Source organism: Microbacterium sp. ABR10, from assembly GCF_057812175.1.
In genome coordinates this window covers 1,721,441-1,743,062 of sequence record NZ_CM173821.1, presented here as the reverse complement: position 1 = coordinate 1,743,062, position 21,622 = coordinate 1,721,441, and the positions used below count along the sequence as shown (strand labels likewise).

Annotated in this window: 20 protein-coding genes and 1 tRNA gene; 7 read left to right on the top strand and 14 right to left on the bottom strand. The window is 70.2% G+C overall.

The window, feature by feature from the left end; all coding sequences use genetic code 11:
• Positions 1–60: 60 nt before the first annotated feature.
• The 5 genes from ACXKZF_RS08000 to ACXKZF_RS07980 form a co-directional block, all read right to left on the bottom strand.
• Positions 61–1,086: a CNNM domain-containing protein gene (locus ACXKZF_RS08000; RefSeq protein ID WP_488985927.1), complete on the bottom strand. Its 1,026-nt coding sequence runs from the start codon at positions 1,084–1,086 to the stop codon at positions 61–63.
• Complete coding sequence (locus ACXKZF_RS07995) at positions 1,083–2,486, bottom strand: hemolysin family protein (RefSeq protein ID WP_055954520.1); 1,404 nt, start codon at positions 2,484–2,486, stop codon at positions 1,083–1,085. The genes ACXKZF_RS08000 and ACXKZF_RS07995 overlap by 4 nt, the downstream gene beginning before the upstream one ends.
• A gap of 351 nt (positions 2,487–2,837) precedes the next feature.
• The gene (locus ACXKZF_RS07990) at positions 2,838–3,533 is read right to left on the bottom strand and encodes a hypothetical protein (protein ID WP_243222331.1); all 696 of its coding nucleotides are present in this window, start codon (positions 3,531–3,533) and stop codon (positions 2,838–2,840) included.
• Complete coding sequence (locus ACXKZF_RS07985; RefSeq protein ID WP_243222332.1) at positions 3,530–4,441, bottom strand: ABC transporter ATP-binding protein; 912 nt, start codon at positions 4,439–4,441, stop codon at positions 3,530–3,532. Before ACXKZF_RS07985 ends, ACXKZF_RS07990 begins: the two co-directional genes overlap by 4 nt.
• Positions 4,438–4,836 (bottom strand): GntR family transcriptional regulator, encoded by a 399-nt coding sequence (locus ACXKZF_RS07980; protein ID WP_055954530.1) that lies wholly within the window; start codon positions 4,834–4,836, stop codon positions 4,438–4,440. The genes ACXKZF_RS07985 and ACXKZF_RS07980 overlap by 4 nt, the downstream gene beginning before the upstream one ends.
• Positions 4,837–5,090: 254 nt before the next feature.
• Between ACXKZF_RS07980 and ACXKZF_RS07975 the strand changes: the two genes are divergently transcribed.
• The gene (locus ACXKZF_RS07975; RefSeq protein ID WP_082484892.1) at positions 5,091–5,432 is read left to right on the top strand and encodes a DUF7882 family protein; all 342 of its coding nucleotides are present in this window, start codon (positions 5,091–5,093) and stop codon (positions 5,430–5,432) included.
• A gap of 42 nt (positions 5,433–5,474) precedes the next feature.
• On the opposite strand, the gene ACXKZF_RS07970 is transcribed toward ACXKZF_RS07975, so the two are convergent.
• Together ACXKZF_RS07970 and ACXKZF_RS07965 are read right to left on the bottom strand one after the other, a co-directional pair.
• A complete protein-coding gene (locus tag ACXKZF_RS07970) occupies positions 5,475–6,893 on the bottom strand; it encodes a sensor histidine kinase (RefSeq protein ID WP_488985926.1) in 1,419 nt (472 codons plus the stop codon).
• On the bottom strand, positions 6,890–7,564 hold the full coding sequence (locus ACXKZF_RS07965) for a response regulator transcription factor (protein WP_055954538.1): 675 nt from the start codon (positions 7,562–7,564) through the stop codon (positions 6,890–6,892). Before ACXKZF_RS07965 ends, ACXKZF_RS07970 begins: the two co-directional genes overlap by 4 nt.
• A 144-nt stretch (positions 7,565–7,708) precedes the next feature.
• Here ACXKZF_RS07965 and ACXKZF_RS07960 point away from each other — a divergent pair, with 144 nt between their 5' ends.
• The 3 genes from ACXKZF_RS07960 (at position 7,709) to ACXKZF_RS07950 (ending at position 9,900) form a co-directional block, all read left to right on the top strand.
• Positions 7,709–8,278 (top strand): hypothetical protein, encoded by a 570-nt coding sequence (locus tag ACXKZF_RS07960; protein ID WP_488985925.1) that lies wholly within the window; start codon positions 7,709–7,711, stop codon positions 8,276–8,278.
• Positions 8,279–8,397: 119 nt separating this feature from the next.
• Complete coding sequence (locus tag ACXKZF_RS07955) at positions 8,398–9,285, top strand: hypothetical protein (RefSeq protein ID WP_488985924.1); 888 nt, start codon at positions 8,398–8,400, stop codon at positions 9,283–9,285.
• Between the two features lie 111 nt (positions 9,286–9,396).
• Positions 9,397–9,900 (top strand): DUF3145 domain-containing protein, encoded by a 504-nt coding sequence (locus tag ACXKZF_RS07950; RefSeq protein ID WP_055954545.1) that lies wholly within the window; start codon positions 9,397–9,399, stop codon positions 9,898–9,900.
• Between the two features lie 263 nt (positions 9,901–10,163).
• Here the strand turns inward: ACXKZF_RS07950 and ACXKZF_RS07945 are convergent, their stop codons facing one another.
• The 6 genes from ACXKZF_RS07945 to aceE all read right to left on the bottom strand — a co-directional run bounded on the left by ACXKZF_RS07945 (position 10,164) and on the right by aceE (position 17,824).
• A complete protein-coding gene (locus ACXKZF_RS07945) occupies positions 10,164–11,402 on the bottom strand; it encodes a beta-ketoacyl-[acyl-carrier-protein] synthase family protein (RefSeq protein WP_488985923.1) in 1,239 nt (412 codons plus the stop codon).
• Between the two features lie 69 nt (positions 11,403–11,471).
• The gene (locus ACXKZF_RS07940; RefSeq protein WP_108320051.1) at positions 11,472–11,720 is read right to left on the bottom strand and encodes an acyl carrier protein; all 249 of its coding nucleotides are present in this window, start codon (positions 11,718–11,720) and stop codon (positions 11,472–11,474) included.
• Positions 11,721–11,789: 69 nt separating this feature from the next.
• On the bottom strand, positions 11,790–12,794 hold the full coding sequence (locus tag ACXKZF_RS07935) for a beta-ketoacyl-ACP synthase III (protein ID WP_488985922.1): 1,005 nt from the start codon (positions 12,792–12,794) through the stop codon (positions 11,790–11,792).
• The gene (locus tag ACXKZF_RS07930) at positions 12,791–13,711 is read right to left on the bottom strand and encodes an ACP S-malonyltransferase (RefSeq protein ID WP_488985921.1); all 921 of its coding nucleotides are present in this window, start codon (positions 13,709–13,711) and stop codon (positions 12,791–12,793) included. Before ACXKZF_RS07930 ends, ACXKZF_RS07935 begins: the two co-directional genes overlap by 4 nt.
• Positions 13,712–13,793: 82 nt before the next feature.
• Positions 13,794–14,972, bottom strand: coding sequence for a PucR family transcriptional regulator (locus tag ACXKZF_RS07925; protein ID WP_055955396.1), 1,179 nt, complete (start codon positions 14,970–14,972; stop codon positions 13,794–13,796).
• Positions 14,973–15,097: 125 nt separating this feature from the next.
• Complete coding sequence (aceE, locus tag ACXKZF_RS07920; protein WP_488985920.1) at positions 15,098–17,824, bottom strand: pyruvate dehydrogenase (acetyl-transferring), homodimeric type; 2,727 nt, start codon at positions 17,822–17,824, stop codon at positions 15,098–15,100.
• 263 nt (positions 17,825–18,087) lie between these two features.
• Here aceE and ACXKZF_RS07915 point away from each other — a divergent pair, with 263 nt between their 5' ends.
• Positions 18,088–18,783 (top strand): hypothetical protein, encoded by a 696-nt coding sequence (locus ACXKZF_RS07915; protein WP_488985919.1) that lies wholly within the window; start codon positions 18,088–18,090, stop codon positions 18,781–18,783.
• A 3-nt stretch (positions 18,784–18,786) separates the two neighbouring features.
• Here ACXKZF_RS07915 and ACXKZF_RS07910 read toward each other — a convergent pair.
• Positions 18,787–18,859, bottom strand: a tRNA-Val gene (locus ACXKZF_RS07910).
• Between the two features lie 282 nt (positions 18,860–19,141).
• Here ACXKZF_RS07910 and ACXKZF_RS07905 point away from each other — a divergent pair.
• Positions 19,142–19,870: a zinc ribbon domain-containing protein gene (locus ACXKZF_RS07905; protein WP_488985918.1), complete on the top strand. Its 729-nt coding sequence runs from the start codon at positions 19,142–19,144 to the stop codon at positions 19,868–19,870.
• 15 nt (positions 19,871–19,885) lie between these two features.
• Complete coding sequence (locus ACXKZF_RS07900; protein WP_488985917.1) at positions 19,886–21,592, top strand: bifunctional 3'-5' exonuclease/DNA polymerase; 1,707 nt, start codon at positions 19,886–19,888, stop codon at positions 21,590–21,592.
• Positions 21,593–21,622: the final 30 nt, after the last annotated feature.

Below are 21,622 nucleotides of genomic sequence, written 5' to 3'. Positions count from 1 at the left end.
GTTCGGGGCGGGAGCAGTCCGCCCCGAAGCGCAGAACCCGCCCCGAACCTGAAACCGCGCCTATCGCGCCGCGACCTCGGCCACCTCGCCCGGTCCGGGCAGGATTTCGCGCAGCAGGTCGTCGAGCGTCACGACCCCGATCAACCGCTCGCCCTCGACGACCGTCGCGAGCTGCACGCGGCCGCGGCGCATGCGCGCGAGGGCGTCGTACGCCGAGGCATCCGGTCCCAGCCGCAGGGGCTCGCGCGCGATGTCGAGCGCCGGCGTGGCGGCATCGACCGCGAGCGTATCGCGCACGTGTACCACGCGAGATGTCGCCCCGGAGCCGACGAGGATGCGCAGGTGCGTCGACGAGGCGGCGACCGCCTGGATGTCGGCGACCGTGGCATCCATCCGTACAGCGGTGGGGGAGCGATCGGTGCGCACGATATCGCCGACGGTGAGCGTACCGAGGGCGATGGCCCGCGCGATCGGTTCCGAGTACTTCTGCTCCAGCGTGCCCGCCTGGCGCGAGTGCGCGACGAGCTCACGGATGGTGTCGGCGTCCTGGCCACCGGCGGCGGCCTTGTCGACCGGCTCCACGCCCGACGCCCTCACCAGACGGTTGGCGATGTGGTTGATCCACAGCAGGAACGGGCGCAGAGGCCACGTGAGCGCACGGGCCAGGATGCCGGTGGCCTTCGCCGCCGTCTCGGGGTGCGCGATCGCCCACGACTTGGGTGCCATCTCGCCGATGACGAGGTGCAGGAACGTCACCACGATCAGCGCGAGCATGAACGCGATGACGTCGGCCAGCACGTACGGCAGACCCCACATCTCGAACACCGGCGCGAGCGCGTAGTCGATGGCGGGCTTTGTGATGGCACCGAGCAAGAACGTGCAGGCGGTGATGCCGAGCTGCGCGAAGGCGAGCATGACGGTCAGCTCGTTGACACCGCGAAGCGCAGCGCGGGCGGAGGCGCTGGTGGCGGCCTCCTCTTCCAGGCGGTGACGGCGTGCGGCGAGCAGGGCGAATTCGACGATGACGAAGAACGCGCTCGCGACGATCAGCGCCGTCGTGATGAGGGCGACGGTCCAGCCGTTCATCGGGTCACCTCCTCATCGATGGCACGCGCGTCGTCGGCGGGCTCGGCATCCCGATCCACCTCGTGCAGCTGCACGCGCACCTGTGCGGGGACGTGACGGTCGACCTCGGTGACCTCCACGGCCAGCCAGCGGTCGATGTCGATCCCTTGAACGGTCTCGCCCGGACGCTCGGGGAGGTCGATCCGCACCACGGTGCCGACGGGCGGCAGGTCGCCGTGCGTCTCGATGACGAGACCCGCGACGGTCTCGACGTCGCTCTCGGCGAGGTCGTGCCCGATGAGGCGCTCGAGTTCGTCGAGGTGCAGGTCGCCCGGCACGCTCCACGCGTCGTCGCCGACGGACGCCGCCTCGGCGGTCTCGACGTCGTGCTCATCGGACAGCTCGCCGATCACTTCTTCCGTGAGGTCTTCGATGGTCAGGATGCCGTCGAAGTTGCCGTACTCGTCGACCACGCACGCGAGTTCGTTGCGCGAGTGCCGCATGCGGTCCAACGCCACGGGAAGCAGCATCGAGGTGGGGATGACGACGGCGGCGCGCATGACGGATGCCACGGGGGCGTCGTCGGCAGGCTGCTCGCGCAGGAGGTCGATGAGCTCGACGACGCCGACGGGGGAGTCTTCGTCACCGATCACCGGGTAGCGCGTGTGGCCCGTCGCCATGAGCGCTCGCACCTCGCCGACCGTGGTGTCGGGCGTCACCGAGTCGATCTGGGAGCGGGGGACCATCGCGTGCTCGACGTCGCGCTGGGGGAAGTCGAGGATGCGGTCGATGATGATCGACAGGTCGTCGGGCAGATCGCCGCTCTGGCGCGACTCCTCGATGATGGCCTCGAGGTCGCGCGCGGTGGCACTCTCGTCGACGTCTTCCAACGGCTCGATGCGCAGCAGACGGAGCAGCGCGTTGGCGGCGACGTCGAAGACGGTGATGAGCCACCCGAACAGCATGAGGTAGATGCGCGTGGGCATGGCGAGGGCGCGGGCGAGGGGCTCGGGGCTCGCGATGGCGAGGTTCTTCGGGTACAGCTCACCGAAGATCATCGTCACGATGGTCGCCAGCAGCAGCGCTCCCACGGTGCCGATGAGCACCGAGACGGCCGGGTCGATGCCCACACCGCCCAGCAGTGTCCCCAGCGACTCTCCGATCAACGGCTCGGCGACGTAGCCGATGAGCAGTCCCGTGACGGTGATGCCCAACTGGGCGCCCGAGAGCATGAACGACGTGCGCTTGGTGATGGCGAGGACGCGCTTCGCCTGCGCATCGCCCTTCTCGGCCAGCGCCGCCATGCGCGAGCGGTCGACCGACATGTAGGCGAACTCCTGCGCGACGAAGAAACCGCACGCGACGATGATCGCAAGAGTCACGATGACACCCACCAGGAGTGTCAAGGCCGCAGCCAGCATCAGATTTCACCCCCTCTCGAAAAGAGGGGGCTCGAAGATCGGCCCTCCTGGTCGGTGGAGGTGCGGTGATGGCTCACGGGTTTTCTCTCTCGTGGGTCGGATGATCGCAGATCCCTTCGACCCTATCGACCGTGGTGCGCGCCAGGCTGGGGATACGCCTCGACAGCGCAGCCCGGCGGTGTTCGGCCCGGGGCCCGGCGGCCGTGAAAAGTCCGACCGGCTCGGGGCGAGAAGCGTCGCGTCCCGAGCCGCGGACAGATCGCCCGGGGTGACGGTGCGAGACGACCCCAGAGCCCGGGAGCCGCGAAGGGGCCGAACCGCCCATCGCGATCCGGCCCGTCATCGCCGCAGTCAGGGAATCGCGCGGCGCAGGGTCGCGAACGACGATGCGGCCAGCGCGAACGTGAGCACGATGCCGCAGACGGCCAGCCCGAACGCCCCCAGCGTCACAACGGTCTCACCGACGGTCGCCCACGAGCGGGTCGCCGTGATGAGCCACGCTGCCGCGACGAGAGCGAGGCCGACGCCCACCAGTGTGACGGCCGTCGTCAGGCCACCGAAGCGCTTGAAGATCGTCGCCGCCCAGAAACCCACGACGAAGGCGAACATCGCCAGGGCGAAGTAGGCGATGCCGGCCGCCACCGGGCCTGCTTCCCACACCCACGGGATGTAGAAGAACCACCCGTTCATGCCGTACCCGTTCGTGGCCTGCTCGAGCAGGCCACCGATGACGAAGACGACCGACAGCAGACCCGCGGTGAGCACCGCCGTCAGCAGCGTTCCGACGAAGAAGTCACCACGTGTGACGCTCATCGCCTGGGAGAACGGGAACGTGCGGGTCAGCGCCTGCGCCCCGATGACGCCGAAGTACCACAGCGGCGCCTGCACCCCGCCGCTGATCATGACCCCACGGGCGCCCGACGACTGGATGATGCCGTAGAGCAGCAGGCTGATCGCCAATGACCCGAACAGGATGATGAGCGGGATCCAGACGAAGGTCTGGCGGTTGATGAGTTGGAGGCGGACGACCTTCAGCGCGCGGTTCATCGCAGCGCTCCTTCCTGGGCGGGGGCGGCCGGCGTGCTCGCCGCGTGTTGGGTGGATCGGACGATGAACTCCTGCAGCGACACCGGGGAGGCCTCCAGCCGTGCGTCCGCCAGCAGGCGGCGGTCCTCGGTTGTCAGGGCGCCCAGGATGGTGACCGACGCGACGCGGCCCAAGGTCTCACGGTGCAGAACCTCGCGACCCGCGCAGAAGGCGTCGACCGCGGCGGCGTCGCCCATGATCGTCGCCGCGCGTTCGCGCACGGCATCCGTGTCCTCGTCCATCACGACGCGACCACCGTCGAGCACGATGACGCGCTCGAGCAGATTGGCGACCTCGTCGATCAGGTGACTCGACAGGACGATCGTGCGCGGGTGCAGGGAGTAGTCCTGCAGCAGCCGGTCGTAGAAGATCTGGCGCGCGACGGCGTCGAGACCCAGGTACGGCTCATCGAAGAAGGTAATCTCGGCCCGCGACGCAAGACCGATGACCACACCCACCGCCGAGAGCTGGCCGCGCGACAGCTTCTTGATCGTGCGTCCGACGGGGATCTGGAACGCCTCGATCAGGTCGGTGGCGAGGTCGTCGTCCCAGTTCGGGAAGAACAGGCGCGCCGCCGCGAACGCGTGGCGGGGTTTGGCGTCATCCGGATACTTCTGGCTCTCGCGGACGAAGCACATTCGCGATAGCACCCGCGGGTTCTCGTACGGGTCTTCCCCGAAGACCCGTACGCGCCCGCCGGTCGCGAAATTCTGCGCGGTGAGGATGGACATCAGGGTCGTCTTGCCGGCGCCGTTGCGCCCGAGCAGGCCGTAGATCGCGTCCGCCTCGACGGCGAACGACACATCGGTCAGCGCGTCGGTGTCACGGTAGCGCTTGTGGAGGCCGGCCACTTCGATCACTGCGGTCATCGTGCGGTCCCTTCGATGAGGTGAGCGGGGGAGGAGACGAGCGCGGCACGCTCGCGGATGAGTTCGGCGAGGTCGTCGGGGCCGAGGCCGAGCGTGCGCGCCTCGCTCAGGAGCGGATCGAGGTAGCGATCGGCGAAGGCCGAGCGCCGTTCGCCCAGGAGCTGTGCGCGGGCTCCGTCGGCGACGAACATCCCGATTCCCCGGCGTTTGTAGAGGACTCCCTTGTCGACGAGCACAGCGATTCCTTTCGCGGCGGTGGCGGGGTTGATGCGGTGAAAAGCTGCCAGTTCGTTCGTGGAGGGCGCGCGGCTCTCTTCCGGCAGCGAACCGTCGACGATCTGGTCCTCCACGCCCTCGGCTATCTGGAGGAACAGCGCTCTGCCGTCGTCGATCATGCGATCTCCGTTTGTTGGTTAGTTACTTGACTAGGTAACCATGCAACACGAACGCGGCCGCGTCAAGAGCAGGTCCGATTCGGTCCGAAATGGAGTTTGTCCACGGGCGAAGCATCTCCAGGCGATATATCGGTCGGACTCGGCCGACACGTCTCCGGGGGTGAAATACTGATGCTCCCGCATTGCCTCGCTTCCCGGCGTGGTCCCGCCCTTGCTCAACCGGTACGCTTCGGCGCGCCAGAAAAGGACCAGCCGTGGGACGCCTCATCTACCGAGACCGTGCATCGTTCGATATCGACGACCGCATCCTCGCCCACCTCCGCATCGTCGTGATGAACAAGCTCCGTCGCAACGAGGGGTTCATGCTCCAGCTGCCCGTCAACGAGGGCGTGCGCCAGGCCAGCCTCTGGATCCATGCGTCGAACGCCCTCGTGATGCAGTTCTATGGCGGTCGCGAACCCGCCATCGATCGGAACCTCGTCGACCAGATGATGCACGACGCCAGCGGCGCCGACGGCCTGACGCTGACCGCAGCCGGGATCGCTCCGGCGTCCGCGGCGCCCCGCCAGCCCGTCGGGGGCCACGCGCGTCCCTGACCCCGTCAAGGGGCTGAGTCGGATGCCGCGGGGCCGGTGGCCTCAGCTCCGCGGCACCGTCACGACGAACCGTGCTCCAGCCTCCCCGGGCGCGCAGCGGACGTCGCCGCCGTGCGCGCGCGCGATGCCCCGCGCGATGGGGAGACCGAGTCCCACGCCGCCGGAAGAGACTCGTCCCTCGTCGAGGCGCACGAGCCTTTCGAAGATCCGCTCGCGATCGGCGTCGGCGACACCGGGCCCGTCGTCGTCGACCGTGACGCGGGCTTCTCCGCCCGCGCTGTCGACGCCGAGGAGCACCGATCCGCGCCCGCCCGTCGCTCGAGCGGCGTTCTCGACGAGATTCGACAGCACCTGAGAGATGCGGTCGACGTCGATGCGGACGGGCACGGCGGCATCCGGGATCTCCGCTCGGATCCGTAGCGAGGGGTGCACGAGCGGCACCCGGCGCACTTCGGCCTCGACCACCGCCCGAAGATCGGCGTCGACGACGTGCAACTCGAGGCCACGGTCGACGCGGGCCATCGTCAGCAGATCGTCGATGAGCCGCGACGCGCGGGTGGCCTCCCGCGCGACGTGGGCCGCGAGCTGATCGCGCTCGGGTCCGTCGAGGTCGGCGCGCACGAGGGTGTCGGCGGCGGCGCGGATGCCGGCGACCGGCGTGCGCAACTCGTGCGCGGCGTCGGAGAGGAACGCCCGCAGCCGCGCCTCGGCGTCACGCGCCGCCTGCTCGGCCCCCACGACGTCGTCGAGCATGTCGTCGAGCGCCGCGGCCACCCGGCCGATCTCGGTGTCGGATCGCGTCGGTCGCAGCCGCCGCTCCCGCTCACCGGCGCCGATGGCCCGCGCGACCTGCGACACCTGCTCGAGCGGTCCGAGGCTTCGGCGTACCACGACCGTCACCGCCCCGGCCGCGAGCAGCAGGACGCCGGCGGATGCCAGCGCCATGATCCAGCGCACCTGCACGAGCGTCTCGTCCACACCGACCGCCGATGCCGTCAGCGTGAGGGCGGAGCCGTCGCTGAGGGTCGAGCGCAGAGTCACGAGCTGGTCGTCGCCGGACACATCGGATGCCACGACCGAGACACTGCCGGAGGCCGTGGGCTGCGGCACCGACCGGTCGCCTGCACCCGGCCCCCCGCCCGGCCCCGGGGGACCGTCGCGCAGTTGGTCGGGGCTGGGGCCCGCGACGACGGAGTCACCACCCGCCCCGTCGATCCGCACGGCCAGCCCCTGGTACGACAGGCGCTCGGCGAGGTCGGCGTCGTCGACCGTGCCGACGAGCGACGCGGCCGCGGCGGCGCGGTCGCGGAGGCGATCCTCGATCTGTCCACGAAGGCGCGCGCCGAGCGCGAGGTCGACGACGACGGCGAGCACCACCAGGAGCAGCGCGACCAGGGCGAGCACGGCGACGATCGTCCGACGTCGCAGCGAGCCCGAGCGCAGGGGAGGCGGCGAGCTCACGGCGCCGCGCTCAGGCGATAGCCGAGACCGCGCACGGTGTGGATGAGACGCGGACCGTGCTGCTCCATCTTGCGCCGCAGTGCGCTGAGGTGCACTTCGACGAGGTTGGGGTCGTAATCGTCGTACCCCCAGACCTGCGTGAGGATCTGCGCCTTCGACAAGGTCCTTCCGCGTCCGTCCGCCAACAGATGCAGCAGGCGGAACTCGGTGGCCGTCAGATCCAGCACCGCTCCCGCGCGATGGGCTGTCGTGGCATCCGGATCGACGACGAGATCGCCGACCGAGATGGTCTGAGGTAGCCGCCCGCGCCGTCGGAGCACTGCTCCCGCGCGTGCCACGAGCTCCGCCATCGTGAAGGGCTTCAGCACGTAGTCGTCGGCCCCCTCGGCGAAGCCGCGCAACCGGTCATCGACCTCGTCGCGGGCGGTCAGCATGATGACCGCGGTGTCGCCCGCCGCGCGCACGACGGGCAGTAACCGGATGCCACTCGGCCCCGGCATCATCCAGTCCAGCACCACGAGATCGGGGCGGAATGCGCTCAGTCGTTCGGACAGGTCCACGCCGTCGGCGGCGACATCGGTGACGAAACCCTCGGCGCGCAGTGCCGTCGCGACGGCAAGGCGGATCGTCTCGTCATCGTCGACGACGAGCACACGGGCGGCGGGGGACATTCGGCCGACGATAGGGGCGACTGCTGTACGCCGGTTATGGCTTGCGTATGCAGTGACCGGTCGTCGACGAGCTTCAGGTTCGCTTCAGTCCCGGCTCGAAGTCTGGTCTCAGAGCCGGTGAACGCCACCGGCGAGAGGAAGATCATGAACGACGACAACCCCACCACCCCGCTGCCGCGACTGGACGACACCACCGAACCGCGCCGCCGCTCATGGCGTCGGCCCGCACTCATCGCGGGAGCCGTCATCGTGGCCGTCGGCCTCACCGGCGGAAGCGCCGCCTTGGCTGCGCAGACCAACGGCGGCTCGTCGACGGCCGCGGCCACCTCGGCGCCCAGCGCCGACGGCGGGTCGGTCGGCCCAGGCGCCGGCACGACCCCCAGCGCCGCCCCCACCGGCGCCCCGGCGGACGGCACCGCGCCCACACCCCCGGCGGACGGCACCGCGCCCACCCCGCCCGCGCCCGGCGAGGGCTCCGGTCCCGGCGAGTGCGGCCCCGGGAGCGGTCCCGCCGGCCCCGGACACGGACCGAAGGCCGAGGGCGACAAGCCCACCCCGCCCGCCGACGGCACCGCCCCCACACCCCCGGCGGACGGCACCGCGCCCACGCCCCCGGCCGAGGGTGACAAGCCCACGCCGCCCGCCGACGGCACGGCTCCGACCCCGCCCGCCGACGGCACTGCGCCCACCCCGTCCGCCCAGCCGGGCAGCTGACCGCGCCGCTCACAAGAGCCGCGCACGAGCCGCCCCGTGCGCTCCGCGATCGCGCTGGCCGACGCGCCACATCCTGAGATGTGCAGCGCGCGGTCAGCGCGGTACGGCACGATCGGAGGGTGGCGAGAACTGGCACGCGGCGCCGCCGCACGAACCGCGCGCGTGTGCTCCGTCGCCGACGTATCGTCTTCGGCCTCGTCGCGGCCGGCCTCATCGCCCTCGTCGTGCTCGCCGTGGTGCCGCTGGTATCGCTGACGTCCGCGTGGAACGCAGCGTGGAACACCGAGGCGCGGCGCGATGCCGTCGACCTCACCGAGTTCACCCCGGGAACGCTCATCAGCGACGACGACTTCTACGACGGCGACGCCCTGACCGCCGACGAGATCCAGCGCTTCCTCGACGAACAGGTCGGGCGGTGCGCGACCGACTCGTGTCTCGCGCGCTTGCGGATGCCGGTCGAGGGCCGCGATCCGGTGGTCTCCGACGCGACGGGCGAGACCGTCTGCGAGGGCTTCGAGGGCGGCGACCTCAGCGCGGCCGAGGTCATCGACCGCGTCCAGCGCGCATGCGGCATCTCGGCGAAGGTGCTGCTGGTCACCCTGCAGAAAGAGCAGAGTCTCATCTCGGGTCGCACCGCGCGCGCCCCCACGGAGCGGCAACTCGGTGCGGCGATGGGGGCGCGTTGCCCCGACGACGCGGCGTGCGACCCCGGCGCCGCAGGCTTCGCCGACCAGGTCGCCCAGGGTGCGTCCGACCTCAAGTCCTACAGCGCCTCCGACTTCATGCGCCAACCGGGGACGCACTACATCGCCTATTCACCCGATCCGGCATGCGGCGGTACCGACGTGACGATCTCCAACGAGGCGACTGCCGCGCTGTACAACTACACGCCGTACCAGCCGAACCCAGCGGCCCTCGCCGCGCGGTGGGGGACCGGCGACGACTGCTCCGCGTACGGCAATCGCAACTTCGTCCTCTACTGGGCCCTCTGGTTCGCCCGCTCCTGAATCACAGTGTTGTGATTTCGTTATGCGCGGGCGATAATGGCCGGACAACCGAACAGTCGCCACACTCCATCCCAGGTCGTAGGGGAAGACGTACCTGACGAAGGAGAGACCATGGCGATCACGTCTTCGCGCGGAGTGATCCTGATCCACTCCGCGCCCCGCGCGTTGTGCCCCCACCTCGAGTGGGCGGTAGGACGCGCCCTCGGCCGAGCCGTCAACTTCGACTGGGCCGACCAGCCCGTGCTCGTGGGCAGCCGCCGCGCGGAGTTCTACTGGGAGGGCCCGGTGGGTTCCGGTGCGGCTCTCGCGAGCGCCATTCGCGGCTGGGAGCATCTGCGCTTCGAAGTGAGCGAGGATCCCACTCCCCGCAGCGACGGCGGACGCTGGATGCACACGCCGGGTCTCGGCATCCATTACGCCCAGACCGACGCGGCGGGCAACGTCGTCATCGGCGAGGATCGCGTGCGCTACGCGATGGAGGTCGCCGCCGGCGACCTGCTGGAGCTGCAGCGCGAGCTCGACATCGCTCTCGGTTCGTCTTGGGACGAAGAGCTGGAGCCCTTCCGCCACGCGGGCGACGATCAGCAGATCGTCTGGCTCCACAAGGTGGGCTGAGCGCCGCCACAGAACGTCGGCGGGGAGGCGCCACTAGCGGAGGTCGGTGAACACACCTGGCACCGAGACCGCGTATCCCCGGCCCGGCACGACGAACGCCCCCGCGCATCCGGACCTCAGTCGGGGATGCCCGGGGGCGTTCTCATCTGCGCACCGTGACGCGGGCCGCCGCCGGAGGGACCCGTGTCAGATCGTCGTGGATGCTCGGGAGTCCGCCAGGGCGCCTCCGGGTGTCGTGGACACTCGGCATCGCGCCTCAGCCGTCAAACCGAAGCGATCGCGACGACGGCGTTGTGTCCGCCGAAGCCGAAGGAGTTGCTGATGGCGAGCTGGTCGCCGGCGCCGAGCTCGACGGGCGAACCCGACAGCGCGAACGGAACCTCGGGGTCCTGCTCGGTGAGGTTGATCGTGGGCGGGGCGACGCGATCCTGCAGCGCCAGCACTGTGAAGATCGCCTCCAGCGCACCGGTGCCACCGAGCAGGTGCCCGGTCGAGGCCTTCGTGGCCGATACGGGGATCTCGTCGATCCGGTCGCCGAACACCGTGTGGAGCGCCCGGTACTCGTTCGGGTCGCCGACGGGGGTCGACGTGGCGTGGGCGTTGATGTGCGTGACATCGTCCGCCGATGCCCCGGCCATGTCGAGCGCCAGGCGCACGGCGCGGGCCGCACCCGTGCCCTCGGGGTCGTTGGCGGTGATGTGGTACGAGTCGGCGGTGACGCCGCCTCCGACGATCGACGCGTAGATCTTCGCGCCGCGGGCCTTGGCGTGCTCCTCTGTTTCGAGGATCAGCACGCCGGCGCCCTCGCCCATGACGAAACCGTCACGGTCGATGCTGGCCGGACGCGAGGCCGTCTCGGGCGAGTCGTTGCGCTTCGACAGCGCCTGCATCGACGCGAACGACGCGATGGTGATCGGGTGGATCGCCGACTCGGTACCGCCGGCGATCACGACGTCGGCGAGGCCGTCGCGGATGTGCTGCACGGCGTTGACGATCGACTCGGTGCTCGACGCGCACGCCGAGGCCACCGTGCGGGCGAACGCACGGGCGTTGAAGTGCAGCGACAGGTTGCCCGCCGCGGCGTTGGGCATGAGCATCGGCACCGTCATCGGCATGACGCGGCGCGGACCCTTCTCGCGCAGGGTGTCCCAGGCGTCGAGCAATGTCCAGACGCCTCCGATGCCGGTGGCGAAGTCGACACCCAGGCGGTCGGGGTCGATGTCGGGAGCTCCAGCGTCTTCCCACGCCTCATTGGCCGCGACGATCGCGAGCTGAGACGACGGGTCGAGCCGCTTGGCGACGGGACGCTCGAGCACGGTCTCGGGACGCACCAGCGCCTCGGCGGCGAAGGTGACGGGCAGGTTGTACTTCTCGACCCACTCGTGCTCGAGGGTGCGCGCGCCGGAGGTGCCGGCGAGCAGCGCCGACCAGCTCTCGGGGGCGGTGCCGCCGATGGGCGAGGTGGCACCGATACCGGTGACGACGATGCGGGGTGTGCTCATGAGCGAAGAAATCCTTGGTGCGGCCGACGGGTCGTGACCGGTGGGGGCCGGAGCCCCCACCGGGAGGTGTCAGGACTGGTTCGACGTGATGAAGGTCACGGCGTCGCCGACGGTCTTGAGGTTCTTGACCTCGTCGTCGGGAATGGTGACGCCGAACTTCTCCTCGGCGTTGACGACGATCGTCATCATCGAGATCGAGTCGATGTCGAGGTCGTCGGTGAACGACTTCTCCATGGCGACCTCGTCGGCCGAGATGCCGGTCTCGTCGGTGATGAGCTCGGCAAGGCCGGCGAGAACCTCGTCGTTGGTGAATGCCATGATGTCTCCTGTTTTTCTTGGGGTGGGCCCGAACGAGCCTGGATCAGTTTAGGGTTCGACGGCCGTGCGTCAGGGGAGGACGACGACCTGCGCGCCGAACACGAGTCCGGCGCCGAAGCCGATCTGCAGCGCGAGTCCACCGCTGAGCTCGGGGTGTTCCTCGAGCAGGCGGTGGGTGGCGAGCGGAATGGATGCCGCCGAGGTGTTGCCCGTGGTCTCGATGTCACGGCCGATGACGACGGTCTCGGGCAGGCCGAGCTGCTTGGCGAACTCGTCGATGATGCGCATGTTCGCCTGGTGGGGCACGAAAGCGGCGAGGTCGGCGGGCTCGATACCGGCGGCCTCGATCGCCTGACGGGCGACCTTAACCATCTCCCAGACGGCCCAGCGGAACACCGTGGGCCCCTCCTGGCGCAGGGTGGGCCACGCGGCGGTGCCGTCGCGGAAGTCGGTGAGCGTGGCGTTCATGCCCACGGCATCCGCCTTCGATCCGTCGGATCCCCAGACGGTGGGGCCGATGCCGGGGGTGTCGCTGGGACCGATGACGACGGCGCCCGCGCCGTCGCCGAGCAGGAACGAGATGCTGCGATCGGTGGGGTCGACGATGTCGCTGAGCTTCTCGGCGCCCACCACGACGACGTGCTTCGCCAGGCCCGCGCGCACCAGCGCGTCGGCCTGACCGACGCCATAGGCGAATCCGGCGCAGGCGGCGTTGACGTCGTAGGCGGCCGCGGGGTTCGCACCGATGCGGTCGGCGACGATGGCCGAAGCCGACGGCGTCTGCTTGGGGTTGCTGATGGTCGCCACGATCACGGCGTCGATGTCGGCGGGTGCGACACCCGACTTCTCGACGGCCTCCCGAGCGGCCTCAGTGGCCAGGTCGATGGCATCCGTGTCTTTGTTCGCCCGCACGCGGGTCACGATGCCCGTGCGCTGGCGGATCCACTCGTCGCTGGAGTCGATGGGGCCGACGAGGTCGTCGTTGGGCACGAAGTTCTCGCCTCGAGCGGCGCCGTACGCGTAGATGCGCGTGTGGGCGGGGCCCTGCAGCTGACGGAGGGTGGGGGTGCTCATGCCTGGTCTTCCTTCAAGAGTGAGACGGCCGCGTCGAGGTCGTCGGGGGTCTTGACCGCCACGGTGGGCGTGCCGCGCAAGGCGCGCTTGGCGAGCCCGGTCAACGCGCCCGCGGGCGAAAGTTCGATGATGCCGGTCACGCCGTGTTCGGCGAAGGATGCCATGCAGCGGTCCCATCGCACGGGGGAGGCGACCTGCGCGACCACCAGGTCGAGCGCGCGGCGGCCCTCGGTGACGACGGAGCCGTCGGAGTTCGTCCACAGCGTCGTCGCCGGGTCGGACACCGGGACATCGGCCGCTGCGGTGCGAAGCGCCTCGACCGCGGGCTCCATGAAGCGGGTGTGGAAGGCGCCGGCCACCTGCAGAGGGATGACGCGCGCGCCGCGCGGTGCCTCTCCTGCGAGCTCGGCGAGGGCGGGCTTCTCACCCGCCGCGACGATCTGGCCGCCGCCGTTGTAGTTGGCGGGAGTCAGGCCGAGGGTCTCGAGCCGCTCGAGCACGGCGGTCTCGTCTCCGCCGACGACCGCGCTCATGCCGGTCTCGACCGCGGCGGCGGCGTCGGCCATGGCGCGACCGCGCAGGCCCACGAGGCGAAGGGCATCGGTGTCACGGAGCACACCGGATGCCGCCAGCGCGGCGATCTCGCCGACCGAGTGGCCCGCGACCCCGGCGACGGGCGTACCGGTGCGCTCGGTGAAGGCGGCCCACGACACGAGGCTCGCCGCCACGATGAGCGGCTGCGCGACGGCCGTGTCGCGGATCTGGTCGGCGTCCCACTCGGTGCCCGCCGCGACCAGGTCGACGCCCGACTGCTCGGAGAAAGCCTCGAGGCGCTCACGTACTCCGTCGAGTTCGAGCCACGGGGTGAGGAATCCGGGGGTCTGCGAACCCTGTCCCGGGAAGACGGCGATGATCACGATTCCATCCTGACAGGGATCGGGCGGCCGCTTCTGGAGATATCGACACAGATATGCGGCGTGTCTTTGTGCGTGCCGTGCATCACCGCGGTTGCGACGGCCGCCGTTTGCCGGTTCCGCGCCGCCGCGTGGCGTCGGTGCCGATCGATCCGAGGATCAGCGCCGTCTGCAGGATGAGCGCCTCGCGCGGGCCCGTGGCATCCCATCCGATGACTTCGGAGACGCGCTTGAGGCGGTAGCGCACGGTGTTGGGATGCACGTACAGCTCGCGGGCCGTGGCCTCCAACGACCGGCCGTTGTCGAGGTAGCTCCACAGCGTCGCGACGAGATCGGCGCTGTGCGCGTGCAGCGGGCGGTACACGCGGTCGACGAGGGTCTGCTTCGCCACCGCGTCACCCGCCAGGGCGCGCTCGGGGAGCAGGTCGTCGGCCTCGACGGGTCGCGGCGCGTGCCTCCACGCCCGGGCGACAGCGAAACCCGCGAGCGCGGCGCGAGCGCTCTGTCCCGCGTCGACGAGGGCGGGAACAGCCGGTCCGAGCACGAGGTGACCCGTCCCGAAGCTGGGCTCGAGCCGCTTCGCGATGTCGGTGAACGGCAGCTCGGTGATCTCGGCGCCACCGCGGGCGGGGAGGTCGGCGCGGCCGAGCACGAGCACCAGACGCAGGCCCTGCACTCCGATGAGCACGTCGACGCCGAGCTTGCGCGCGGTACGGCGCACCTGATCGACATCGAGCTGCGGGGGAGTCGTGCCCACGAGCACCGACACCTCGCCGTGGCCGTGCCACCCGAGAGCGGCGATGCGGCTGGGGAGTTCGTCGTCGGCCTCGCCGGTGAGGATCGAGTCGACGACGAGGGCTTCGAGGCGTGCGTCCCAGAGGCCCCGCGCCTCGGCGGCGCGTGCGTAGACGTCGGCGGCGGCGAACGCCACTTCGCGCGAGTACGACAGCATCGCCTCGCGCACCTTCTCGCTGCGGCCGGCGACGCGCTCCTCCATCACCTCGACGGTGACGCGCACGAGCTGCAGCGTCTGCGTCAAGCTGACGCTGCGCAGCAGCTCGCGGGGGGCGGCGGCGAAGATGTCGGCCGCGATCGCGGGAGTGGATGCCGGCTCCTCGAACCACTGCAGGAACGAGGTGATGCCGGCCTGTGCCACCAGCCCGACGGCGGAACGCCGCGCCGGCGGCATCTCGGCGTACCAGGGGAGCGTCTCTTCGAGGCGCTGGATCGTGGCGGTGGCGAGATCGCCCGAAATGCGCCGCAGCCACGCGAGGGTTTCGGCCTTCTCGACGGCCGCCTCAGCGCGCGCGTCCCCTCCCGAAGACCGGTCGGACCCGGCCCCGCCCGAAGAGGGGGAACCGGGTCCGACGGTGGAGTCCGTCACGTGGATCAGGCCTCGCCACCCGCGTTGCCGCTGGTGCCGGCGTTGACGTCGTGCAGGCGGTACTTCTCGATGGCCTGTCCGACCACGGCGCGGTCGATCTTGCCCTCTTCGGCCAGCGCCTGCAGGGCGCGGACGGCGAGCGAGGGGCCGTCGATCTTGAAGAAGCGACGAGCTGCGGCACGGGTGTCGGAGAAGCCGAAGCCGTCGGCACCGAGCGTCCAGTAGTTCTGCGGGACCCACTGGCGGATCTGATCCTGGACCGCGTGCATCCAGTCGCTGACCGCGACGACCGGGCCCTCGGCTTCTTTGAGCTTGTCGGTGAGGTAGGGCGTGCGGCGCTCCTCTTCGGGGTGCAGGAAGTTGTGCTCGTCCGCGGCGAGACCGTCGCGACGCAGCTCCGTCCACGAGGTGACCGACCACACGTCGGCGACGACGCCCCAGTCGTCCTTGAGCAGACGCTGGGCCTCGAACGCCCACGGCACGCCCACGCCCGAGGCGAGCAGCTGCGTGCGGGGACCGTCGCCCTCACCCGAGGAGATGTGGTGGATGCCGCGGACGATGCCGTCGACGTCGACCCCCTCGGGCTCAGCCGGCTGCACGTAGGGCTCGTTGTACACCGTCATGTAGTACATGACGTTGGGGTCGGGGTGGTTGCCGCCGTACATGCGCTCGATACCCGAACGCACGATGTGCGAGATCTCGTAGCCGTAGGCCGGGTCGTACGACACGGTCGCCGGGTTCGTGGATGCCAGCAGCTGCGAGTGGCCGTCGGCGTGCTGCAGACCCTCACCCGTCAGGGTGGTGCGACCCGCGGTCGCGCCGATGATGAAACCGCGCGCCATCTGGTCGCCCGCAGCCCACTGGGCGTCGCCGGTGCGCTGGAAGCCGAACATCGAGTAGAAGACGTAGACCGGGATGAGCGGCTCGCCGTGGGTGGAGTAGGACGTACCCGCCGCCGTGAACGCGGCCAGGGCACCGGCCTCGTTGATGCCGACGTGGATGATCTGCCCCTGCGGGCTCTCCTTGTACGCCAGCAGCAGCTCGCGGTCGACCGACGTGTAGTGCTGCCCCTTGGGGTTGTAGATCTTCGCCGTCGGGAAATACGCGTCCATACCGAACGTGCGCGCCTCGTCGGGGATGATCGGCACGATGCGGTGACCGAAGTCCTTGACCCGCAGGAGGTCCTTCAGCAGACGCACGAACGCCATCGTCGTGGCGATCTCTTGCGTGCCCGAGCCCTTCTTGGGCAGCGCGTACGCGGCATCCCCGGGGAGCTCGAGACCGACGTGGGTGGTGCGGCGCTCGGGCAGGAACCCGCCGAGCGAACGGCGACGCTCCAGCATGTACTGGATCGTCTCGTCCTTCTCGCCGGGGGTGTAGTACGGCGGCTGGTACGGGTTCTCTTCGAGCTGCGCGTCGGTGACGGGGATCTCCATCGCATCGCGGAACGACTTGAGGTCGTCGAGCGTCAGCTTCTTCATCTGGTGCGTGGCGTTGCGACCCTCGAAGTGGGGGCCGAGGCCGTAGCCCTTGATCGTCTTGGCGAGGATGACGGTCGGCTGGCCCTTGTGCTCGGCCGCCGCCTTGAACGCCGCGTAGACCTTGCGGTAGTCGTGGCCACCGCGCTTGAGGCCCCAGACCTGCTCGTCGGAGAAGTCCTTGACGAGCTCGAGGGCGCGCGGGTCGCGACCGAAGAAGTTCTCGCGGACGTAAGCGCCGTTCTCGGCCTTGTACGTCTGGTAATCGCCGTCGGGGGTGGTGTTCATCAGGTTGAGCAGTGCGCCCTCGGTGTCGCGGGCGAGCAGGTCGTCCCACTCGCGGCCCCAGACGACCTTGATGACGTTCCAGCCGGCACCGCGGAAGAAGCTCTCGAGCTCCTGGATGATCTTGCCGTTACCGCGCACGGGACCGTCGAGGCGCTGGAGGTTGCAGTTGATGATGAAGTTCAGGTTGTCGAGGCCCTCGTTGGCCGCGACCTGCAGCTGACCACGGCTCTCGACCTCGTCCATCTCGCCATCGCCGAGGTAGGCCCAGACCTGCGAGTCGCCGACGTCCTTGATGCCGCGGTTGGCGAGGTACTTGTTCGACATCGCCTGGTAGATGGCGTTGATCGGACCGAGACCCATCGACACGGTCGGGAACTGCCAGAACTCCGGCATGAGACGGGGGTGCGGGTACGAAGGGATGCCGTTGGGGGCCTGCGACTTCTCCTGGCGGAAGCCGTCGAGCTGCGCCTCGGTGAGGCGACCCTCGAGGTAGGCGCGGGCGTAGGCGCCGGGCGAGGCGTGGCCCTGGATGAAGATCTGGTCGCCGCCCGAGGGGTCGTCCTGGCCGCGGAAGAAGTGGTTGAAACCGACTTCGTAGAGCGCGGCCGACGAGGCATAGGTCGAGATGTGGCCGCCGACACCGATGCCGGGGCGCTGCGCGCGGTGCACGGTGACCGCGGCGTTCCAGCGGATCCACTTGCGGTAGCGCCGCTCGAGCTCCTCGTCACCGGGGAACTCGGGCTCGTTCTTCTGCGAGATGGTGTTGATGTAGTCGGTGGTGGGAACCATCGGCACGTTGAGGTGCAGTTCCTTCGAGCCCTTGAGAAGGCTCAGCATGATCTCGCGCGCACGGGCCGGGCCCTTGGCCTGGACCAGCTGTCGCAGGGATTCCTGCCACTCCCCGGTCTCTTCCGGGTCGCTGTCCTGCGGCCCCTGCGAATACGGATCCTGGTCGTGAACAGTCACGGAAGACCTTTCGTCGTCTGGCAGGTCATGCCAGAGAATCGCCATACGAGTGCGGCAACCCTTGTCTGCTCCGCACAATCAACCAGAGTCCACCCTAGCGAGTCGGGGCGGTCCCGGATGCGCGCTGCCGACACGCCCCGCCGCACGCTCGCAGCTACTGTTCGACGTCGAGACGTCTGCGGCATCCGTGTGCTCCTCATGAAGGATGCCGGGCCACGCCGCACGGGCGGGGGAGGCGAGCCTCGCGGGTCTAGCCTGAGCGCGTGAGCCCGCAGGATCCCGCCACGTTCCGCACCCGCCCCGAGCATCGGTGGCCGGTGCTCATCGCCCTCGCCGTCGGGACGGGCCTGTACGCCGTCCTGCCGAGCGAGGCGTCGGGTGTGCTCCGCTACGTCGTGGTGGGCGCCGGTGTGCTGTGCGCGATCCCGATGATCGCCACCAACCCCGCCCGGCTGACGCGCGATTCGCGCCTGGGGCGCGGCTTCGCGCTGGCGTTCACGGCGCTCCTGCTGCTCGCGAACCAGGTTGCCCTCGTGCTGCTCATCCGCCAGTTGCTGCAGGGGGAGGGCGAGGGGGCCACGACCCTGCTCGGGGCGGCCCAGGTGTGGGCGATCAACGTCATCGGCTATGCCGTCGTCTACTGGGAGATGGACCGGGGCGGACCCATCGCCCGTCGCCGCGACCTGCGCGACGCGCTGCCCGCGGCCGACTTCCAGTTCCCGCAGGACTCCGACGGCGACGCGGTGAGCGAGGTGCGGCGCCGCTCGTCCGACGTCGACGACTGGGCGCCGGGCTACGTCGACTACCTCTACTTCTCGGCATCCAACGCGATGGCGTTCAGCCCGACCGACGTCATGCCGCTGTCGTCGCGCGCGAAGCTGTTCATGATGGTGCAGGCGGTGTCGGGGTTCATCCTGCTCGCGCTCGTCATCGCGCGGAGCGTGAACGTCCTGAATTGAGGGTGGGCCCTGCCGGGATCGAACCGACGACATCCACGGTGTAAACGTGGCGCTCTACCAGCTGAGCTAAAGGCCCGGGATGCCACGAGTCTAGCGCGGCGCCGTCCCGAGGCCCGCGCCGCCCCGATGCCCGCGCCATCCCGATGCCCGCGCCGTCCCAAGGCCCGCACCGATCCGCCGGAGAGCCGCGAGATGACATCCCCTTCGCGACATCACACACCGTTCGGCAGAAAGTCGGGTGATCTCGGACAAATCGAGTGATCTCGCCGCGCGGGTGAAGCCGCCACCGGAAGCCGCGGCGCCCCCTGGTCCGAGGACGCATCCGCCGATGTCCCACCCCCGGGGTAGCGTTGAGACCGTGAATGCCGATCCCGCCGACCAGCGCAAACTGCTCGACCTCGCCGACCTCGACGCGCGAATCCATCGCGATGAGAAGGTCGCCGCGAACCCGCCGCAGGCCGAGCGCGTCCGCGAGTTGATCGCGCAGCGGGGCGCCCGCTCGCAAGAGCTCGGGTCCCGAGCCAACGCGCGTGACGACATCACCGCCGAACTGAAGCGTCTCGAGTCCGACGTCGCCGTGGTCGACGCCCGAATCGCCCGCGACACCGAGCGGCTCGCCGCCTCGTCGAACGCGAAGCAGGCACAGGGCTTCGAGAACGAGCTGGTGTCGCTCCGGCGCCGCAAAGACGACCTCGAAGACATCGAGATCACTCTCATGGAGCGCCTCGAGGCTGCCGACGCCGCCGTAGCCGAGCAACAAGCGTTGATCGCCGACACCAACGCACAGGGCGCGCAGCTGAGCGCCGAGGCCAAGACCACCGTCGCCGACGCGACCACCCGCCTCGAGGGCGCGCGTCGCGATCGCGACGCCGTCGCCGCCTCGGTCCCCGCCGACCTGCTCGCCCTCTACGAGCGTCTCGCGTCCCGCGGCAACGGGGCCGGACTCCTCCTGGCCGGTGCATGTGAAGCATGCCGAATGGTGCTGCCGCCCAGCGACCTCAACGTGGTGCGCCGCTCGCAGACGGACGAGGTGGTGTTCTGCCCCGAGTGCGGCGCGATCCTCGTTCGCACCGAAGAATCCCGATGACACCGATCGGCGTCCGTGGTCTCTGACACGGTCGTCGTCGGGCGCAGCGCGACCGGGCGGATCGCCCTCGTCTCCGTAGGGCCGGATGCCGTGCCGTCCGGCGCCACCGAGATCGACGTCGACGCCCTCGCCGACGCCGTCTCCACACGGGAGGGCGCGGGCGAGGTCCGATGGGTCTGGGCCGACACCTCCGCCACCTATCCGCGCCTGCTCGCGGCCGGCGTGCGCGTCGCTCGCGCCTGGGACCTCCGGCTCGTGCACGCCATCCTTCGTCAGGCGCAGGCGCTGACCGACGACCACGGTCTCCGCCACGCCACGCAATGGGAAGCCGACAGCGCCGTGCCCGCGGTCGGAGACACGCTCTTCGACCTGGGCGACTCGGCATCCGGGGTCCCCGACAGCGCCGACGCCGCCGTGGCGGAGTACCGCCGCCAGGTCGCCGCGATCACGTCGTCGGAGACACCCGGCGCGCTCAGGTTGCTGTGTGCGGCCGAGTCGGCGGGGGCGCTCATCTCGACGGAGCTCCACGCCGCAGGAGTGCCGTGGAGCCGCGCCGCACACGAGGAACTGCTCGAGGGTGAACTCGGCGCCCGGCGCGGGGGAGGGCTCCCCGTCCGCATCGAACAGGCGGCCGTCACCGTGCGGGCGGCACTCGGCGATCCCTCGGCCTCTCTCGACTCGCAGCCGCGCCTGCTGCGCTCGCTCCACCGCGCGGGACTGATGGTGCAGTCCACCAGCCGATGGGAGCTCGCCGAGCACGACCACCCCGCCGTCGCTCCGCTCATCGCCTACAAGAAGCTCATGCGCCTCTACACCGCGAACGGCTGGGCGTGGCTCGACGAGTGGGTGCGCGATGATCGGTTCCGCCCCGTCTACGTTCCGGCGGGGGTCGTCACGGGCCGCTGGGCGTCATCCGGCGGAGGGGCTCTGCAGATCCCGCGATCGTTGCGTACGGCCGTTCGCGCCGACCCTGGCTGGACCCTCGTCACCGCCGACGTCGCTCAGCTCGAACCCCGCGTGCTCGCGGCGATGGCACGCGACACCGCGCTGGCCGAAGCGGCATCCGGTCGCGACCTCTACGCCGGCATCGTCGAGCGCGGAGCCGTCGCCAGCCGCGCCGAGGCGAAGCTCGCGATGCTGGGTGCGATGTACGGCGCCACGACGGGTGAGAGCGGGCGCCTGCTGCCGCGGCTCCGGCGCACCTTCCCGCGGGCCATGCAGCTCGTCGACGACGCCGCCCGCACGGGTGAAGAAGGGGGAGTCGTTCATACGTGGCTCGGGCGCACGTCGCCCCTGGCGGGGGAGTCATGGCGCGAGCTGCAGTCGCGGGCGAGCGACGCCGCGGCATCCGGAGTCGATGAGACCCGCGCCCGCCGCTCCGCACGCGACCGGGGCCGCTTCACCCGCAACTTCATCGTTCAGGGAACGGCCGCCGAGTGGGCCCTCGCGTGGTTGGCCGACCTGCGCGCGCGCCTGGCCGCCCTCCCCGAGGTGGATGCCGCCCGCGCGGCGCCGGCATCGGGCGCGGTGTTCGGACGGGCGCCGCATCTGGCGTTCTTCCTCCACGACGAGATCGTCGTGCACACCCCCCTCGAGCACGCGGAGGCCGTGGCCGAGGCTGTGCGCGAGTCGGCTGCATCGGCGGGCCGACTGCTCTTCGGCACGTTCCCGATCGACTTCCCCCTCGACCTGCGCGTCGGCCAGACGGCGGAAAAGGGCTGAGCGCGCCCGCCGGTAGACTGGGCGGTGCGA

Bases quoted from the DNA above. Each gene is read 5' to 3' on its own strand.
- ACXKZF_RS08000 (WP_488985927.1), bottom strand. From the start codon at position 1,086: ATGAACGGCTGGACCGTCGCCCTCATCACGACGGCGCTGATCGTCGCG.
- ACXKZF_RS07995 (WP_055954520.1), bottom strand. From the start codon at position 2,486: ATGCTGGCTGCGGCCTTGACACTCCTGGTGGGTGTCATCGTGACTCTT.
- ACXKZF_RS07990 (WP_243222331.1), bottom strand. From the start codon at position 3,533: ATGAACCGCGCGCTGAAGGTCGTCCGCCTCCAACTCATCAACCGCCAG.
- ACXKZF_RS07985 (WP_243222332.1), bottom strand. From the start codon at position 4,441: ATGACCGCAGTGATCGAAGTGGCCGGCCTCCACAAGCGCTACCGTGAC.
- ACXKZF_RS07980 (WP_055954530.1), bottom strand. From the start codon at position 4,836: ATGATCGACGACGGCAGAGCGCTGTTCCTCCAGATAGCCGAGGGCGTG.
- ACXKZF_RS07965 (WP_055954538.1), bottom strand. From the start codon at position 7,564: ATGTCCCCCGCCGCCCGTGTGCTCGTCGTCGACGATGACGAGACGATC.
- ACXKZF_RS07960 (WP_488985925.1), top strand. From the start codon at position 7,709: ATGAACGACGACAACCCCACCACCCCGCTGCCGCGACTGGACGACACC.
- ACXKZF_RS07950 (WP_055954545.1), top strand. From the start codon at position 9,397: ATGGCGATCACGTCTTCGCGCGGAGTGATCCTGATCCACTCCGCGCCC.
- ACXKZF_RS07945 (WP_488985923.1), bottom strand. From the start codon at position 11,402: ATGAGCACACCCCGCATCGTCGTCACCGGTATCGGTGCCACCTCGCCC.
- ACXKZF_RS07940 (WP_108320051.1), bottom strand. From the start codon at position 11,720: ATGGCATTCACCAACGACGAGGTTCTCGCCGGCCTTGCCGAGCTCATC.
- ACXKZF_RS07935 (WP_488985922.1), bottom strand. From the start codon at position 12,794: ATGAGCACCCCCACCCTCCGTCAGCTGCAGGGCCCCGCCCACACGCGC.